The sequence below is a fragment of the Brevundimonas intermedia genome (genome assembly GCF_004614235.1).
Classification (GTDB): domain Bacteria; phylum Pseudomonadota; class Alphaproteobacteria; order Caulobacterales; family Caulobacteraceae; genus Brevundimonas; species Brevundimonas intermedia_A.
Genome location: NZ_SPVH01000007.1, coordinates 275266 through 293279, shown reverse-complemented (window position 1 = coordinate 293279; position 18014 = coordinate 275266). Strand labels below are relative to the sequence as shown.

The 18014-nt window shown below is 65.0% G+C and carries 18 protein-coding genes; all 18 read right to left on the bottom strand.

Annotated features, from left to right (window positions below):
- Positions 1–32 precede the first annotated feature (32 nt).
- Positions 33–941 carry a hypothetical protein gene (locus EGY25_RS15420; RefSeq protein ID WP_135195894.1) on the bottom strand — a complete coding sequence of 303 codons (909 nt, stop codon included), beginning with the start codon at positions 939–941 and terminating at the stop codon, positions 33–35.
- Between the two features lie 54 nt (positions 942–995).
- Positions 996–2669, bottom strand: a complete 1674-nt coding sequence (locus tag EGY25_RS15415; protein ID WP_135195893.1) for a ribonuclease J — start codon at positions 2667–2669, stop codon at positions 996–998.
- Positions 2670–3449, bottom strand: a complete 780-nt coding sequence (locus EGY25_RS15410) for a type III pantothenate kinase (RefSeq protein ID WP_135195892.1) — start codon at positions 3447–3449, stop codon at positions 2670–2672.
- Positions 3446–4195 carry a biotin--[acetyl-CoA-carboxylase] ligase gene (locus EGY25_RS15405; RefSeq protein WP_135195891.1) on the bottom strand — a complete coding sequence of 250 codons (750 nt, stop codon included), beginning with the start codon at positions 4193–4195 and terminating at the stop codon, positions 3446–3448. The genes EGY25_RS15410 and EGY25_RS15405 overlap by 4 nt, the downstream gene beginning before the upstream one ends.
- 4 nt (positions 4196–4199) lie before the next feature.
- Entirely contained in the window at positions 4200–5642 is a 1443-nt protein-coding gene (gene nuoN, locus EGY25_RS15400; protein WP_135195890.1) for an NADH-quinone oxidoreductase subunit NuoN, read from the bottom strand.
- Between the two features lie 7 nt (positions 5643–5649).
- Positions 5650–7134, bottom strand: coding sequence for an NADH-quinone oxidoreductase subunit M (locus EGY25_RS15395; protein WP_135195889.1), 1485 nt, complete (start codon positions 7132–7134; stop codon positions 5650–5652).
- A 4-nt stretch (positions 7135–7138) separates the two neighbouring features.
- Positions 7139–9250: an NADH-quinone oxidoreductase subunit L gene (gene nuoL, locus EGY25_RS15390; RefSeq protein ID WP_135195888.1), complete on the bottom strand. Its 2112-nt coding sequence runs from the start codon at positions 9248–9250 to the stop codon at positions 7139–7141.
- A gap of 2 nt (positions 9251–9252) precedes the next feature.
- Positions 9253–9561, bottom strand: a complete 309-nt coding sequence (gene nuoK, locus EGY25_RS15385) for an NADH-quinone oxidoreductase subunit NuoK (RefSeq protein WP_135195887.1) — start codon at positions 9559–9561, stop codon at positions 9253–9255.
- Positions 9561–10187, bottom strand: a complete 627-nt coding sequence (locus tag EGY25_RS15380; RefSeq protein WP_135195886.1) for an NADH-quinone oxidoreductase subunit J — start codon at positions 10185–10187, stop codon at positions 9561–9563. Before EGY25_RS15380 ends, nuoK begins: the two co-directional genes overlap by 1 nt.
- A gap of 72 nt (positions 10188–10259) precedes the next feature.
- On the bottom strand, positions 10260–10751 hold the full coding sequence (gene nuoI, locus EGY25_RS15375) for an NADH-quinone oxidoreductase subunit NuoI (RefSeq protein ID WP_017503987.1): 492 nt from the start codon (positions 10749–10751) through the stop codon (positions 10260–10262).
- A complete protein-coding gene (locus tag EGY25_RS15370) occupies positions 10751–10942 on the bottom strand; it encodes a hypothetical protein (RefSeq protein ID WP_135195885.1) in 192 nt (63 codons plus the stop codon). Before EGY25_RS15370 ends, nuoI begins: the two co-directional genes overlap by 1 nt.
- A complete protein-coding gene (gene nuoH, locus EGY25_RS15365) occupies positions 10942–12015 on the bottom strand; it encodes an NADH-quinone oxidoreductase subunit NuoH (RefSeq protein WP_135195884.1) in 1074 nt (357 codons plus the stop codon). Before nuoH ends, EGY25_RS15370 begins: the two co-directional genes overlap by 1 nt.
- 3 nt (positions 12016–12018) lie before the next feature.
- The gene (gene nuoG / locus EGY25_RS15360; protein ID WP_135195883.1) at positions 12019–14064 is read right to left on the bottom strand and encodes an NADH-quinone oxidoreductase subunit NuoG; all 2046 of its coding nucleotides are present in this window, start codon (positions 14062–14064) and stop codon (positions 12019–12021) included.
- Positions 14064–14555 (bottom strand): hypothetical protein, encoded by a 492-nt coding sequence (locus EGY25_RS15355; RefSeq protein ID WP_135195882.1) that lies wholly within the window; start codon positions 14553–14555, stop codon positions 14064–14066. Before EGY25_RS15355 ends, nuoG begins: the two co-directional genes overlap by 1 nt.
- A gap of 2 nt (positions 14556–14557) precedes the next feature.
- Positions 14558–15871: an NADH-quinone oxidoreductase subunit NuoF gene (nuoF, locus tag EGY25_RS15350; RefSeq protein ID WP_135195881.1), complete on the bottom strand. Its 1314-nt coding sequence runs from the start codon at positions 15869–15871 to the stop codon at positions 14558–14560.
- Between the two features lie 5 nt (positions 15872–15876).
- A complete protein-coding gene (locus EGY25_RS15345) occupies positions 15877–16140 on the bottom strand; it encodes a hypothetical protein (protein WP_135195880.1) in 264 nt (87 codons plus the stop codon).
- Positions 16140–16817: an NADH-quinone oxidoreductase subunit NuoE gene (nuoE, locus tag EGY25_RS15340; RefSeq protein ID WP_135195879.1), complete on the bottom strand. Its 678-nt coding sequence runs from the start codon at positions 16815–16817 to the stop codon at positions 16140–16142. Before nuoE ends, EGY25_RS15345 begins: the two co-directional genes overlap by 1 nt.
- Positions 16814–17992: an NADH-quinone oxidoreductase subunit D gene (locus tag EGY25_RS15335; protein ID WP_135196079.1), complete on the bottom strand. Its 1179-nt coding sequence runs from the start codon at positions 17990–17992 to the stop codon at positions 16814–16816. The genes nuoE and EGY25_RS15335 overlap by 4 nt, the downstream gene beginning before the upstream one ends.
- Positions 17993–18014: the final 22 nt, after the last annotated feature.

Genomic DNA, 18014 nt, shown 5'->3' with positions numbered 1-18014 from the left:
ATATATCCGAGTTGAGCCGATTGTCGCGACCGCTATTCGCATTCCGCCCCGAACCCCGGCGCACGAAGGGCCAACAGGATGGACGATCGCGCCTGCTGGGTGATCGCCCCCGCCCCCTGCAGCACGCAGCCGACAGCGGTGTTAGAGTTCGGCGCCAGGAGACCATAGGTCAGCCCCTCGGTCGCAAGTCGCGCCTGCGCGCCCTTCAGCATTTCGACGGCGGTGGCGACACGGGCGGGGTCGTTGGTGATGCGGGTCATCTCGTGCAGCGCCTCGCCCGAACTGGGGAAGTCGTAAGCGTTCGGGTCGAACGGCGCGATCTCGGCGGACAGGCGTTCGGGGTGGGTGTCGATGCCGAACTTGGCGTTCTGGCTGGCGGAAAAGGCGATGGCCGGCCCGCTTTCCGGCACGACCAGAATATAGGCGTGACGGGGAAACAACAGATATTGCGCCATGAACTTGGTCACCGGCACCAAAGGCATATCGTCCGGCCCCAGGGCGTGGGCGCCGACATAGACGCCTGACGGCACGCTGCGCGCATCGATCCGGCCATTCAGCTTCAGGATCCGATCCACCATCACATGGTCGAGCAGGAAGACGCCGTCCTCGGCCTCGCGCTCCAGGAAGGCGTGGATGGCGACGGTGTCGGGCGCCGGCCCAAGGTCGCGCCCATAGACGGTGGGAAAGGCGGTCGGCGACATGGGCGCCCCGTCCGGCGGACTGAACCACAGGACGCGCAGTTCATGGACCGTGCGGGACAACGGATCTTCGCCCCGGAACGTCGACAGGCTGAGCACCAGATTGACGGCGGCGAACAGGGCGACGAAGCCGACCATCCCCTGCCCCACGATAACCACCCAGCGCCGCCAGCCGTGCAGCGGATGCCGGGCATGACGCACCCGTTCCAGCAGGCGGCGCACGCGGGTGGGTTTGTCAGACATGGGTTCCCCCGACCATTCAGGCGCAGGGAATGCGCCCGAACGGTCAAGGTTGCATCAGACCCGGAGGACCACGGTCTCGACGATGGGACGGCGATCCCAGATCTGCTGGCTGGCCTTCTTCAGCACACGAGCCACAGCCTGTTCGATGACCATCTCGTCGTCCAGAGCGTCGCCCTTCAGACCTTTGATCACCTGCTCGACCCGCTCGGCCAGCTTGTCCAGCGCGTCGCCCAGGGGCGTGCCGGTGTCGCCGGGCAAGCCGACGCTGCGGATGTCGATGTCACTGGCGATGCGACCGCGCTTGTCCAGGGCGAAGCTGACGATCAGAACGCCGTTGGTCGAGGCGTGACGACGCTCCTTCAGGGCCTCGCCCTGTTCGGTCACCAGCATGCCGCCATCGACGTACAGGCGGCCGCTAGGCACCTCGTCGATGATCTTGGCCGGGCCAGGCGCCAGGCGGACCATGTCGCCGTTGCGCGGCGTGACGGTCTCCTTGATGCCGATGTCCTTGGCCAGGTTGGCGTGTTCCAGGAGGAAGCGGCGCACGCCGTGGGTCGGGACGGCGATCTGCGGCCGGACCCAGTCGTACATCTGCTTCAGTTCGTCCCGGCACGGGTGGCCCGAGACGTGGATGCCGGGGTGATCCTTCTCGGTGTAGAGGCGCACGCCCCGGTCCGCGAGACGGTCCTGCAGATTGCCGATAGCCAGTTCGTTGCCGGGGATCTGGCGCGACGAGAAGATGCAGTGGTCGCCCAGGCCCAGCTTCACGACCGGGTGGGTGCCGTCGGCGACGCGCGACAGGGCCGCACGGGCCTCGCCCTGGCTGCCGGTGCACAGATACAGGATCTGGTCGGCGGGCCAGACGCGGGCCTCTTCGTCCGACAGGAAGGGCTTCACGTCCTGCAACATGCCAACGTGTTTGGCGGCCGCCGTGATCTTGTGCATCGAGCGGCCGGCCAGCGACACGCGACGACCGCAGGCCTCGGCGGCGCGGATGACGCTGTCCATCCGGGCGACGTTGGAGGCGAAACAGCCCACAGCGACCCGGCCCTTTAGGCTGCCGATCAGTTTGGCGATCGCCACGGCCACATCGCCTTCGGACCCGGCGACGCCCGGCACGAAGACATTGGTCGAATCGCAGACCATGGCCAGCACGCCTTCGTCGCCCAGGGCGCGGATGGCGGGGGCGTCGGTCTTTTCACCGATGATCGGCTGGTCGTCGATCTTCCAGTCGCCGGTGTGGAACACCATGCCCAGAGGGGTGTCGATGGCCAGGCCGCTCGGCTCGGCGATCGAATGGCTCATGTTGACGAAGGTCACGCCGAACGAACCCACGTCCACAGTCCCGCCCAGCGGCACCTCGATCACCTGGACCTCATCAAAGATGCCCCGCTCGCGCAGCTTGTCCTTGATCAGATAGGCGGTGAAGGGGGTGGCGTAGACCGGCGCCTTGATGCGCGGCCACAGCCAGCCGAGAGCGCCGATGTGATCCTCGTGCGCGTGGGTCAGCATGATGCCCTTGATGTTCTCGCCTTCCAGGAAGGCGGGATCGGGCACGATCACGTCCACGCCGGGCGTGGACAGGTCGCCGAAGGTGACGCCGACATCGACGATCAGCCATTCACGATTGTCCGCCGGGCCGAAGCCGTAGGCGTTCAGGTTCATACCGACTTCGTCGGAGCCGCCCAGAGGCAGGAAAACGAGTTCGTCTTGGTTTTGCTTTTTCATTCAATCAGTCAAATGGGCGTTACGACGCCAGATTTCGAGGAGGCCGCGAATAGTAAGGTCGGGATCGAAGTGATCGATGCTGTCGGTCGCGCCTTCGAACAGGCTGGCGACGCCGCCGGTGCCGATGACGGTCATGGGCTGCGCCCATTCCGTCTTGATGCGCTGGACCAGGCCTTCGATCAACGAAATATACCCCCAGAAGACGCCGGACTGCATGGCCTCGACCGTGCCCTTGCCGATGACGTGTTCGGGTTTCTGGATGGCGATGCGGGGTAGTTTGGCCGCCGCCTCGTGCAGCGCCTGCAGCGACAGATTGATGCCGGGCGCGATCAGACCGCCTTCGAACGCGCCGTCAGCGGACACGATGTCGAATGTCGTCGCCGTGCCGCTGTCGATCAGCAGCAGGTCGCCGGGATACATCAGCGACGCCCCGACAGCGTTGACCAGCCGGTCGGCGCCGGCCTCGCTGGGCTTGGCGATCCGCACCTCTATGCCCAGTTCGGCGTTCTCGCCGATGACTAGGGGTTCGATGTTCAGGTAACGCCGCGCCAGATTGCGCAGGTTGAAGATCGACTGCGGCACGACGCTGGAAATGATGCAGCCGGTGAGGGCGGCGAACTCCAGCCCCTTCATGACCATCAGCTGGTTCAGCCAGACGGCGTATTCGTCGGCCGTGCGACTGGCCTCGGTCGCGGCGCGCCATTGGGCGATCCAGTCCGAGCCGTCGTGAACCGCGAACAGCGTATTGGTATTGCCCTGTTCGATCGCCAGAAGCATCAGGCGGCCTTGCCGAAAAACACGTCGCCCGCAGAGATGAGGCGCACCGAACCATCGGCCAAACGCAGGCGCAGCGCACCGTCAGGCTCCACACCCTCGGCCAGGCCTTCCAGCGTCTCGTTGTCCAGACGCGCGGTGCACGGCCCGTTCAGCCCGGTCAGCCGGCTGGTCCAGGCGTCCAGAACCGGCTCGAAGCCCAACGTCTGCCAGCGCCCCCACCAGACGGCGAAGGTCTCGGCCAGAATCTCGGCGGCGGCCTCGATGGGCGGGACATAGGCCAGATCGGCGCGCAGGCGAGCGGCGATGGAGGTTGCGCCACGTTCGGTGCCTTCGGGCGCATGGGCCAGGTTCACGCCGATGCCGACCGCCAGCCACAGATCACCGTTCGCATGAGCGCCGGACTCGACCAGGATTCCGGAGACCTTGACCCCGTCCAGCAGGACGTCATTGGGCCATTTGATCGACACCAGGGCCGGCGAGACGAACACGTCCAGCAGGTCGGCGACGGCCAGCGCCGCGACGAAGGTGGCCTGAGCCGCCTCGGCCGCCGACTTGGGTGTGGTGACCAGCAGGGTTGCGGCCAGATTGCCCTGATCGCTTTCCCATTTCCGCCCGCGACGCCCGCGACCGGCGGTCTGGCGGCGAGCCACGATCCAGCGCGGGCCTGCCTCACCGGCCTCGGCGAGGCGGCGCGCCTCGGCGTTGGTCGAGTCGATCTCGTCGAGAATAACCAGCGGGACGGGCGTCAACGCCCTACCCGTTCCCGAAGCCGGCGCTCGCAACCTTGGTCAGCGGCTCCAGCCAGGTCAGGCCGACAATCACCAGCGGGAAGGCGAAGGCGGCGCAGGCCCAGCCGATCCACTTGGCCTCGACCGGCGCGGCGTCCGTCGCAATGTCGTCTAGCGGCGGATCGAACCACATCAGCTTGAGGATGCGCAGATAGTAGAAGGCGGCGACGACCGAGGCGACCAGACCCGCAGCTGCGACAGGCCACAGACCCGCATCCGCGGCGGCGCCGAACACATAGTACTTGCCCCAGAAGCCCGAGAACGGCGGCATGCCCAGAACCGACAGCGACAGGACGGTCAGGGCGACAGCCGTCAAAGGACGATCCTTCTTCAGACCGGCGAGATCGGCGATGCGACGGATCGGACGACCCGACTTGGACAGGCTGAGCAGGATGGCGAAGAAGCCCAGTTGATCGATGACATACAGGGTCATGAACATCAGCATGGCCTGCAAGCCCTCGGCCGTGCCCGCCGCGATGCCGAGAAGCGCATAGCCGATGTTGGCGATCGAAGAATAGGCGAGCAGGCGCTGGATGTCCTTCTGAGCCAGACCGCCGAAGGCGCCGACGACGAAGCTGATCAGGGAGATGGCGATCAGGACCTGCGACCATTGGGCGTGGGCGTCGCCGAAGCCATGCTCCAGCGCGCGAGCGATCAGGACCATGGCGGCGACCTTGGGGGCCGTGGCGAACAGGGCCACAACCGGCGTCGGCGCGCCCTCATAGACGTCAGGCGTCCACATGTGGAACGGCGCGGCCGAAACCTTGAACGCCAGACCGCAGATCAGGAAGACCAGGCCGAAGACCAGGCCAGGACCGGGGTTGTCCTGGGCGAAGGCGGCGATGTCCTCGAACCGCATCGAACCGGCGAAGCCGTAGATCAGGCTGGAGCCGTAGAGCAGCAGGCCCGACGACAGGGCGCCCAGGACGAAATACTTCAGGCCCGCTTCCGACGCCTTGACGTCGTTGCGGTGGAAGGCGGCCAGCACATAGAGGGCCAGCGAATGCAGCTCGATGCCCACATACATGGAAATCAGGTCGCCCGAGGACGCCATCATTCCCATGCCGACCGAGGCCAGCACGATCAGGACCGGATATTCGAACTTGGCGATGCGCGTGCGCTTCATCCAGCCGTCGCCCAGGACGACCGCCACGGCAGCCGACAGATAGATCAGGCTCTTGGCGTAGATGGCCAGCGGATCAGCGACATAGGCGCCGTTGAAGGCGACGCCCCACGGGCCGACGATGGCGATGACCGACGCGGCGATCAGCAGCAGGACCGACAGGATCGAGACCAGACGGGCGCTCTTGTCGCCGATGAAGGCGCCGACCATCAGCAGGACCAGGGCGCCGACCGCGAGGGTGACTTCCGAGGCGGCGAGATGCAGGGCGGAGGACAAATCAGGCATTATGGTCTCACCCGCCGATCGCGGCGCGATAGGCGCTGGTCAGGGCCTCGACGGCAGGCCCGGTGTAATCGAGGACGGAGGCCGGATGGACCCCCAGCCAGATGGTTCCGACGATCAAGGGCACGAACAGCAGCAGTTCGCGCTTGTCGATGTCGGTGATGGTCTCAAGCTTCGGATTGGTGATCTCTCCGAACATGACCGCGCGGTACAGCGTCAGGGCATAGACCGCCGAGAAGATCACGCCCGAGGCCGCCACCAGAGCCGCCCAGGTCGAGGCCTGATAGGCGCCCGTCATGGTCAGCACTTCGCCGACGAAGCCAGAAGTGCCCGGCAGGCCGACGTTGGCCATGGTGAACATCAGGAAGATGGCCGCATACCAGGGCATGCGCGACGTCAGACCGCCGTAGAAGGCGATCTCGCGGGTATGCATCCGGTCGTAGACGACGCCGACGCAGAGGAAGAGCGCGCCCGAGATCAGACCGTGGCTGATCATCTGGAAGATGGCGCCCTGCATGCCGACGTCATTGCCCGAGAAGATGCCCAGGGTGACGAAGCCCATGTGGGCGACGGACGAATAGGCGATCAGCTTCTTGATGTCCGTCTGACGCCAGGCGACCAGCGAGGTGTAGACGATGGCGATCACCGACAGGGTGAAGACCAGCGGACGGAACATCTCGGACGCGACCGGGAACATCGGCACGTTGAACAGGATGAAGCCGTAGCCGCCCAGCTTCAGCAGGATGCCGGCCAGGATGACCGACCCCGCCGTCGGCGCCTGGACGTGGGCGTCGGGCAGCCAAGTATGGACCGGCCACATCGGCATCTTGACAGCAAACGAGGCGAAGAAGGCCAGCCAGAGCAGCGGCTGAACCGCCGGGTCGAAGGCGTATTGCTTCAGCTCGGGGATGCTGGTGGTGCCGGCCTCATGGGCCATCCACAGCATGGCCAGCAGCATCAGGACGGACCCCAGCAGGGTGTAGAGGAAGAACTTGTAGGCCGCGTAAATCCGGTTCGCCCCGCCCCAGATGCCGATGATCAGGAACATCGGCACCAGCGTGCCTTCGAAGAAGATGTAGAACAGGAACAGGTCCAGCGACGTGAACACGCCGATGACCAGCGTCTCCAGCACCAGGAAGGCGATCATATATTCGACGACGCGCGTCTCGATCGACTTCCAGCTGGCCAGGATGCAGATCGGCATCAGGAAGGCGGTCAGCAGCACGAACAGGATCGAGATCCCGTCCACGCCCAGGTGATAGCTGGCGCCCGCGAACCACGGGACGAACTCCACGAACTGATAGCCGGTATCAGCCGGATCGAAGCCGGCGACCAGCACGACCGAAACGGCCAGGGTGACCAGCGTCGTGACCAAGGCGATCCAGCGCGCGGCCGGAGCGGCGGCGTCGGCCGACTTGAAGGTCAGCCGGGCGACGAAGAGCGCCAGGGCCCCAATCAGGGGCAGGAATGTAACGAGGCTCAGGATGTAGGGCACGAGATCAGGCTCCCCACGCGAGGATGGCGAAGGTGAGCAGACCGGCGACCCCCAGCAGCATCACGAAGGCATAATGATAGACATAGCCGGACTGGATCTTGGCCAGTCGAGCGGCGGATTTCAGCGACACCCAGGCAGCGCCGTTCGGACCGAGACCATCGATGATCTTCACGTCGAAGATCTTCCAGAAGACATCGCCGATGGCCTTGAAGCCGCGCACGAAGACGAAGTCGTACAGCTCGTCGAAATACCACTTGTTGTAGAGGAAGCGGTAGATGACGCCGTTCCGCTCAGCCATGCGTCGGCCCATGCCTTCGCGAGCGACATAGATCCAGTAAGCGAAGGCCGTACCGATCAGGGTCAGGATCAGCGGCGACCACTTCACCCAGGTCGGGACGTCGTGGCTCTCGTGCAGGACGTGGTTGTTTTCTCCGGTGAAGATCGCCCCGCGCCAGAACTCGCCCTCGTGGTGGCCTATGAAGTGCGGCGCGAAGACGAAACCGGCGGCGACGGCGCCGACCGACAGCAGGATCAGCGGAACGAGCATCACCCACGGGCTCTCGTGCGGCTTCAGCGGGCCGTGATGACCGTGGTCGTCGTGGGCATGATCGTCATGGGCGGCATGCGCGACGGCATGACCGTGATCGTCGGGCAGCGGCTCGGAGTGCGTCTCCAGCTGAGCATCCGTGGCGTGATCGTCGGCGTGATGCGCGCCCTCTTCCCTCCACACAGGCTTGTTGTGGAAGGTCATGAAGACCAGACGCCACGAATAGTAGGCCGTCAGACCGGCAGCGATGATGCCGACGAAGAAGGCGAACAGGCCGATGGCCGAATGGCCCGAGGCCGCCGAGGCGTAGGCGCTCTCGATGATCGAGTCCTTGGAGTAGAAGCCGGCGAAGCCGCCGACGCCGGGAATGCCCAGGCCGGTGATGGCGATGGTGCCGATGGTCATCACCGCATAGGTGACGGGCAGCAGCTTCCACAGTCCGCCCATCTTTCGCATGTCCTGCTCGTGATGCATGCCGTGGATCACAGAACCGGCGCCCAGGAACAGCAGCGCCTTGAAGAAGGCGTGCGTGAACAGGTGGAACATGGCGGCCTGATAGGCGCCCACGCCCGCTGCGAAGAACATGTAGCCCAGCTGCGAACAGGTCGAATAGGCGATGACCCGCTTGATGTCGTTCTGGGTCAGGCCGACCGTCGCGGCGAACAGGGCCGTGATCGCGCCGATGATGGCGATGATCTGCGACGCGCCCGGCGCATACTCATAGATCGGCGACAGCAGGCAGACCATGTAGACGCCGGCGGTCACCATGGTGGCGGCGTGGATCAGGGCCGACACGGGCGTCGGGCCTTCCATCGCGTCCGGCAGCCAGGTGTGCAGGAAGAACTGGGCCGACTTGCCCATGGCGCCGATGAACAGCAGGAAGCCGGCCAGATCCAGGGCGGACCATTGGACGCCCAGGAACTCCCACGTCGTGTTCGCCTTGGTGGCGATCATCGGGAACAGTTCGGCGAACTCAATCGTGCCGTACATCCAGAAGATCGTCATGATCCCCAGGACGAAGCCGAAATCGCCGACGCGGTTGACGACGAAAGCCTTGATGGCGGCGGCGCTGGCCGTCGGCTTCTTGAACCAGAAACCGATCAGCAGATAGGACGCCAGGCCCACGCCTTCCCAGCCGAAGAAAATCTGCATGAAGTCGGCGGCCGTCACCAGCGCCAGCATCATGAAGGTGAACAGCGACAGATAGGAGAAGAAGCGCGGCCGGCTGTCGTCCTCGGCCATATAGCCCCAGGAATACAGGTGGACCAGCGACGAGACGCTGGTGACCACGATCAGCATGGTCGCCGACAGGGCGTCGATGCGGATCGACCAGGCCGACTGGAAGTCGCCCACATTGATGAAGGGCGCCAGGCGAATGGTGAAGGGCTCCATATGGCCCCAGGTCCATTGCCCGAACACCGTCCAGGCGACGGCGCACGAGAAGAACAGCAGGCCCGTCGTGACGGCCTGCGACGGGATGTTGCCGATCCGGCGTCCGAAGAAACCGGCGACGGCCGCGCCCAGCAGCGGGGCGAAGATCCCGAGAATGACGAGGGTATGGAAAGTCACGCTCAACCCTTCATCACGGAGGCGTCGTCGACGGCGATGTCGCCGCGGTTACGGAAGAAGGTCACCAGGATGGCCAGGCCGACGGCGGCCTCGGCCGCGGCGACGGTCAGGACGAACATCGCCATGATCTGCCCGCTGATGTCGTTCAGATAGGTCGAGAAGGCGACGAAGTTGATGTTCACCGCCAGCAGGATCAGCTCGATCGACATCAGGATGATGATGACGTTCTTGCGGTTCACGAAGATGCCGAACACCCCGATGGTGAACAGGATCGCGGCGACCGTCAGATAGTGGGTCAGACCGATGTCCATCAGAGAAGCTCCTCGGCGCTGACGCCCTCGCCCGTGGCGGCAGGCTTGATCTCGACCGACTTGCGGCGGTCGCGGTTCACCTGATCGCCGGGGTTCTGGCGTTTGATATTCGGCTTGTGGCGCAGCGTCAGGGTGATGGCGCCGATCATCGCGATCAGCAGCACGATCCCGGCCGCCTGGAAGAAGTAGACGTAGTCCGTGTAGAGCACGCGACCGATGGCCTCGACATTGGTGACGCTGGCGTCCGGCGCGCCCGGCGCCGGCAGGCCCGCCGCCGCCCCGCCCTGGACCACGGCGACCGAGACGATAATCATTTCCACCAGCAGCACGGCGGCGATGATCGCCCCCAGCGGCAGATAGCGCGCGTAACCTTCGCGCAGCTTCAGGAAGTCCACGTCCAGCATCATGACGACGAACAGGAACAGCACCGCGACCGCGCCGACATAGACGACGACCAGCAGCATCGCCAGGAACTCGGCGCCCAGCAGAACGAACAGACCGGCCGACGAGAAGAAGGCCAGGATCAACCACAGCACGCTGTGCACGGGGTTGCGCGCGGTCACGACCAGAAGGCCGGAAACCGTGGCGACCGCCGCCAGCAGATAGAAGGCTATGCCTTGCAGCATGTCGGGACGAAGCCCCTTTCGTATCGGCCGCGACTCCGTTTTTGGAATCGTCGGCCCGTTAGCGTGAGCGCCTTAGCGGTAAGGCGCGTCGAGTTCCAGATTCTTGGCGATCTGCCGTTCCCAGCGGTCGCCATTATCGAGCAGACGTTGCTTGTCGTAGAGCAGCTCCTCGCGCGTCTCGACGGCGAATTCGGAGTTGGGCCCCTCCACGATGGCGTCCACCGGGCAGGCCTCCTGGCACAGGCCGCAGTAGATGCATTTGACCATGTCGATGTCGTAGCGCGTCGTGCGGCGGCTGCCGTCGGCGCGCGGTTCGGCCTCGATGGTGATGGCCTGGGCCGGGCAGATGGCTTCGCACAGCTTGCAGGCGATGCAGCGTTCCTCGCCGTTCGCATAGCGACGCAAAGCGTGCTCGCCGCGGAAGCGTGGCGACTGCGGGTTCCGCTCGAACGGATAGTTCACGGTCATCTTGGGCCGCGCCATATATTTCAGCGACAGGCCGATGGCACCGATGACGTCCAGCATCATCGCGCCCTTGGTCGCCTGGACGATACGGGTGAACATCAGGGCTTATCCTTGGGGGCGGGCGTCGTCTTGGGGGCGGTCTGGGGAGTTGTCTGGCTGGCGCGCCAGTCCTGTTCGATGCGGTCCTGGCGTTGTTGCCACTGATAGCTCGACTCCGGCATGCGCGTATTGTCGGGCGCGCAGGCGGCCGTCAGCGTCAGCAGGCCGAAGGCGATGACGAGACCCTTCATCACGACCCCACCACGAAGACGCGCCAGGCCGAGACGATCACGACCGCCACCAGCGAGGTCGGCAGGAAGATCTTCCAGCCCAGGCGCATCAGTTGGTCATAGCGATAGCGCGGCACGAAGGCCTTCACCATCGAGATGCACACGAACCAGAAGACCGTCTTGATCATGAAGGTCAGCAGATAGATCGTATAGGCGATCCAGGCCGGCAGTCCGTCCATCCAGGCCTGCGGCACGCCGGGGTTCCAGCCGCCGAAGAACAGCAGGCTGATCATCGCCGACATAAAGACGATGTTGACGTATTCGCCCATCATGAACAGCAGGTACGGGGTCGAGCTGTATTCGACCTGATAACCGGCGACCAGTTCGGACTCGGCCTCGGGCAGGTCGAACGGCGGGCGGTTGGTCTCGGCCAGGGCCGAGATGAAGAAGATGATCGACATCGGGAACAGGATCACGACCAGCGGCCAGGTATCCGCGCCGCCGCCGAACCCGTACCAGTTCCAGAACATGCCCTTCTGGCTGTCGACGATGGCCGACAGGTTCATCGTGCCGGCCAGCAGGATCACATTGATGATGATCAGACCCAGCGAGACTTCATAGGACACCATCTGCGCGGCGGAACGCAGCGAGCCCAGGAACGGATACTTCGAGTTCGAAGCCCATCCGCCCATGATGATGCCGTACACGCCCAGCGACGACACCGCGAAGATGTACAGGATGCCGACGTTCAGGTCCGAAACCACCCAGCCGGGCGCGAACGGAATGACCGCCCAAGCCATGAAGGCCAGGATCACGGTGATGATCGGGGCGATGATGAAGACCGCCTTGTCCGCACCGGCCGGGATCACGACCTCCTTCAGCACGAACTTGATCATGTCCGCGAAGGACTGAAGCAGGCCGAAGGGACCGACGACGTTCGGACCCTTGCGCATCTGCACCCCGGCCCAGACCTTGCGGTCGGCCAGCAGCAGGAAGGCGACGGCGATCAGCACGCCGACGGTGATCAGCAGGACCTGACCGACGGTGATCAGCGTCCAGCCCAGAGGCGTGGCCCAGAAGGAAACGGGGTCCATGGCTTACTCCGCCGCCATTGCGACCGGGGCGATCCGCAGGGCGGACAGCTCGGCCATCGTCGCGCTGGCGCGCGCTATCGGATTGGAAAGATAGGGGTCGGTGATCGCCGAGGCGAACACCCTGTCGCCCAGATCACCCTTGGCGCCCAGGGCCGCCACGTCGAACGACGCCGGCGCGGGCAGATAGTCGATCCGGCCGAAGGTCGGATGATCGCCCATCAGCTTGGCGCGCAGCTGCTCCAGCGTGTCGTAAGGCAGGGTCTGATCGACCCGAGCCGACAGGGCGCGGATGATGGCCCAGTCTTCCTTGGCCTCGCCCTTGGGGAAGACGACGCGTTCGGCCATCTGCACCCGGCCCTCGGTATTCACATACAGGCCCGACTTCTCGGTGTAGGCCGCGCCCGGCAGGATCACGTCGGCGCCGTGCGCGCCACGGTCGCCGTGGCTGCCCAGATAGACGCGGAAGGCGTTCGAACCGGTCGGATCGACCTCGTCGGCGCCGAGCAGGAACAGCACGTCCAGCGCATCCGGCTTCAGCATCTCGGCGACCGTCAGGCCGCCTTCACCAGGCACGAAGCCCATGTCCAGACCGGCGACGCGCGCGGCGGCGTGATGCAGGACGTTGAAGCCGTTCCAGCTGTCGGTCACGACGCCGACCTTTTTCGCCAGGGCGCCCAGAGCGTTCAGGACGGCCGGGCCGCCCTCCCCGTTCAGCGCGCCGGAGCCGACGATGATCGCCGGACGCTCGGCCTTGGTCAGGAAGTCCATCGCCGACTTGGGCAGCTTGCCCAGGGTCTGCGAACCGGCGCCCAGATAGGCGTAGTCGAACGTCAGGTCGGCCTGTTCGCCGATCAGACCGATCTCGACGTCGCCCTTGATCCAGCTCTTGCGCAGACGGGCGTTCAGCAGCGGCGCCTCGATGCGCGGGTTCACACCCACGATCAGGATGGCGTCAGCCTTTTCAATGCCTTCCAGGCCGGTGTTGAACAGCCAACCCTCGCGCGGACCATAGCCCAGGGCGGCGCCGTCCTGGCGGCAGTCGGTGTTGTTCGAACCCAGGGCGCGGAACAGGTCCAGCGTCGCCTTCATCGACTCGGCGTCCTGCAGGTCGCCGGCGATCACACCGATCCGGTCGGCCGGGGCCGCCTTCAGCTTGGCGGCCACGGCGTCCAGCGCCTCGTTCCACGAGGCGGCGCGCAACTTGCCGTTCTCACGAATCCACGGGCGATCCAGACGGCGTGCGGTCAGACCGTCGACGACGTAACGGCTCTTGTCCGACAGCCACTCCTCGTTGATGCCCTCGTTGACGCGCGGCAGGACGCGCATCACCTCGGAGCCACGGAAGTCGGCGCGGATGTTCGAGCCAAGGGCGTCCATGACGTCGATGGTCTCGGTCTTCTTCAGTTCCCACGGACGATAGTGGTACTGCCACGGACGGTGCGTCAGGGCGCCGACCGGGCACAGGTCGTTGACGTTGCCGGACAGTTCCGAGGCGACCGACTTCTCCAGATAGGTCGTGATCTCGGCGTCCTCGCCGCGCGAGATCATGCCGATGTCCGGCACGCCGGCGACTTCGGTGATGAAGCGGACGCAACGCGTGCACTGGATGCAGCGCGTCATGAAGGTCTTGATGGTCGGACCCATGACCTTTTCTTCGACCGCGCGCTTGTTCTCCGAATAGCGCGAGCCGTCGCGGCCATAGCCCATGGCCTGGTCCTGCAGGTCGCACTCGCCGCCCTGGTCGCAGATCGGGCAATCCAGCGGGTGGTTGATGAGCAGGAACTCCATCACCCCTTCGCGGGCCTTCTTGACCATCGGCGTGTCGGTGAAAATCTCCTGACCTTCGGCGGCCGGCAGGGCGCACGACGCCTGCGGCTTCGGCGGCCCGGGCTTCACCTCGACCAGGCACATGCGGCAGTTGCCGGCGATGGACAGGCGTTCGTGGTAGCAGAAGCGCGGAATCTCCTGCCCCGCGCGCTCGGCGACCTGGAGCACCGTCATGCCGGGCTCGAACTCGGTTTCGACGCCGTTGACCTTGGCGACTGGCATCAGCGGGCCTCTTCTTCAGCGGGAACGGCCAGTTCGGCCTGTTCCGTGGTCCCATCCGGGAGCGTCTGTGTGATGGTGATCGCGTCGCCGTCCATGACGTAACGGATCACCGGGTCGCCCGACTGGTTCATCCAGCGAACGAGCGTTGCATCGGGCAGATCGAGCGGCTTCCACACGATCAGATCGTTTTCGACGCGGCAGTCGGCGCGCATCCGCCCGCCATCGACCGGCGCGCGCCATGAGGCGTGGACCACGCCGTTCTCGACGCCGTCGACGGCGACCGCCGACGGCTCCTGGCCATGCACCTGGGCCAGACCGGCCTGGCACACGCGGCGCAGTTCGCCGACGGTCAGAACCTTGGGCGCCGTCTGCACGGCGTCCGAAGCCTTGACCTCGGCCGACACCTTTTCCGCAGGCGTGGGCGCAGCGTCACGCTCGCCGCAAGCGGCGAGAGCGAAGGCTCCGATCACGATGGCAGGCGAAAGGCGCATTCCTACTCCGCGGCGATCGCATGGCCGGCGAAGTTCGCGCGGCGGCTGCGGTAGTTGGCGATGCGGTCTTCGATCTCGTGACGGAAGTGACGGATCAGGCCCTGCACAGGCCAGGCGGCGGCGTCGCCCAAGGCGCAGATGGTGTGGCCTTCGACCTGGCTGGCGACGTCCAGCAGCAGGTCGATCTCCGACGGATCGGCCTCGCCCACGGCCATCCGCTCCAGCACGCGCCACATCCAGCCGGTGCCTTCGCGGCACGGCGTGCACTGACCGCAGCTCTCGTGCTTGAAGAAGTAGCTGATGCGCGCGATCGCCTTCACGATGTCGGTCGACTCGTCCATGACGGTGACGCCGGCCGTTCCCAGCGATGAGCGAACCTCGCGCATGGAATCGAAGTCCATCATGACCGTCTCGGCCTGTTCGCGCGTGATGACCGGGCAGGACGCGCCGCCAGGGATGATGGCTTTCAGATTGCCCCAGCCGCCGCGAACGCCGCCGCCGTGATCCTCGATCAGCTGACGCAGCGGGATCGACATGGCCTCTTCGACGACACACGGCGTGTTCACGTGCCCCGACAGGGACATCAGCTTGGTGCCGGTGTTGTTCGGACGACCGAAACTGGCGAACCAGTCCGCGCCGCGACGCAGGATCGTGCCGACGACGGCGATGGACTCGACGTTGTTCACCGTGGTCGGGCAGCCGTACAGGCCCGCGCCGGCCGGGAACGGCGGCTTCAGACGTGGTTGGCCCTTCTTGCCTTCCAGCGATTCCAGCAGGGCCGTCTCTTCGCCGCAGATGTAGGCGCCGGCGCCGTGGTGGATATAGACGTCGAAGTCCCAGCCGTGGACGTTATCCTTGCCGATCAGCTTGCCTTCGTAGGCCTGCTTGACGGCGGCTTCCATGCGTTCGCGCTCCAGCACGTATTCGCCGCGCAGGTAGATGTAGCAGGCATGGGCCTGCATCGCGAAGCTGGCGATCAGCGCGCCTTCGATCAGCAGGTGCGGATCATGACGCATGATCTCGCGGTCCTTGCAGGTCGCGGGCTCGGATTCGTCGGCGTTGATGACCAGGTAGTGAGGACGATCCTTCACTTCCTTGGGCATGAACGACCACTTCAGGCCTGTCGAGAAGCCCGCGCCGCCACGGCCGCGCAGACCCGAGGCCTTGACGTTGTTGATGATCCAGTCACGGCCAAGGTCCAGCATGTCCTTGGTGGCGTTCCAGGCGCCGCGATTCTTCGCCCCGTCCAGCGTCCAGTCCTGGAAGCCGTACAGGTTGGTGAAGATGCGATCCTTGTCTTCGAGAATGCCGATCATGGCCCTCAGAGTCCTTCCGCCAGACGGCGCTTGTGGTGACGAGTGCGCATCCAGATGGCCGCAATGACCATCACCCAGCCCGCCGCCAGCATGAAGTAGGAGAGATTGACCGCCCACGGTCCGACCGCGCCCTGACGCGAGATCAGGATCAGAACGGCCGCGCCGACGACCATGGCCAGTCCGCCCGCGCGCAGCGGACGCCCGACATTGCGCAGTTCCTTGCGATAGGCCGCACGGCCTTCGTCGGTGCTCAGATCTGGCGGCGCCATCAGGCCGGCGCCTTCTCGACCGGCGCCGGGTCGCTGTTGGGCAGCTTCTTGATCGGCTTGGCGGCCGACCCGTCGTAAAGCGCGGCGTCCAGCAGCGTCTTGGCGCCGCCCGTCGGTTCCGACGTAATGCGACCCGCATATGATCCCGGTTTCGGCGTCTTGCCGGCGGCGAAATCGTCGATGATCTGGCCGATGGTCTCGGGCGTCAGGTCTTCGAAATAATAGTCGTTGATCTGGGCCATCGGCGCGTTCGAACAGGCGCCCAGGCATTCGACTTCCTGCCAGGTGAAGCGGCCGTCGGCGGACAGATGGTCCTTGGGACCGATCTTGTCCTTGCAGACGCGCATCAGCTCATTGGCGCCGCGCAGCATGCACGGCGTCGTGCCGCACACCTGGATCAGGGCGGTCTTGCCGACCGGCTCCAGCATGAACATGGTGTAGAAGGTCGCGACCTCCAGCACCCGGATGAAGGGCATGCCCAGCAGTTCGCCGACGGCGCGGATGGCGGGTTCGGAGACCCAGCCCTCCTGCTTCTGCACCAGCCACAGGACCGGGATCACCGCCGACTGACGACGGCTTTCCGGGTATTTCTTGATCCACCATTCGGCCTTGGCCGTGGTGTCGGCTGTAAAGGCGAACGAGGCGGGCTGTTCCTTGGCGAGACGACGAACGCTCATCGGTCCACTTCTCCGAAAACGATGTCGAGCGAGCCTAGGATGGCGGACACGTCGGCCAGCTGGTGACCGCGGTTCATCCAGTCCATGCCTTGCAGGTGACGGAAGCCCGGCGCGGATATCTTGACGCGATAGGGTTTGTTGGTGCCGTCGGAGACCAGATAGACGCCGAACTCGCCCTTGGGTGCTTCGACCGAGGCGTAGACCTCGCCCTCGGGCGTCCTGAAGCCTTCGGTATAAAGTTTGAAGTGGTGGATCAGGGATTCCATCGAGCGCTTCATCTCGCCACGGCGCGGCGGCGTGATCTTGTTGTCTTCGACCAGCACCGGCTCGCCGGGACAGTTGCGCAGCTTGTGGATGCACTGCTCCATGATCCGCACTGACTGCTTCATCTCTTCGATGCGCACCAGATAGCGATCCCAGCAGTCGCCGTTCTTGCCGACCACCACGTCGAACTCCATCTCGGCGTAGCATTCGTACGGCTGCGACTTGCGCAGATCCCAGGCGACGTCCGAGCCGCGCAGCATGACGCCGGTGAAGGCCCAGGCCAAGGCCTGTTCCTTGGACACCACGCCGATATCGACGTTGCGTTGCTTGAAGATGCGGTTCTCGGTGACCAGGCTTTCGATGTCCTTCAGCGCCGGCGGGAACTCGTGGCACCAGCGACCGATGTCGTCGATCAGGTCCATCGGCAGGTCCTGGTGAACGCCGCCGGGACGGAAGTAGTTGGCGTGCAGACGCGAGCCGGACGCCCGCTCGTAGAACACCATCAGCTTCTCGCGTTCCTCGAAGCCCCAGAGCGGCGGCGTCAGGGCGCCGACGTCCATGGCCTGGGTCGTCACGTTCAGCATATGCGACAGGATTCGGCCGATTTCCGAATACAGGACGCGGATCAGCTGCGCCCGGTAAGGCACCTCGATGCCCAGCAGTTTTTCGATGGCCAGGCAGAAGGCGTGCTCCTGATTCATCGGCGACACATAGTCGAGACGATCAAGATACGGCACGTTCTGAAGATAGGTGCGGGCCTCCATCAGCTTTTCGGTGCCGCGGTGCAGCAGGCCGATGTGCGGATCGACGCGTTCGACGATCTCGCCGTCCAGCTCCAGCACCAGGCGCAGCACGCCGTGCGCGGCTGGGTGTTGCGGACCGAAGTTGATGGTGAACTTGCGGTCTTCCATGTCGCGCGCATGGGCGGTGCGC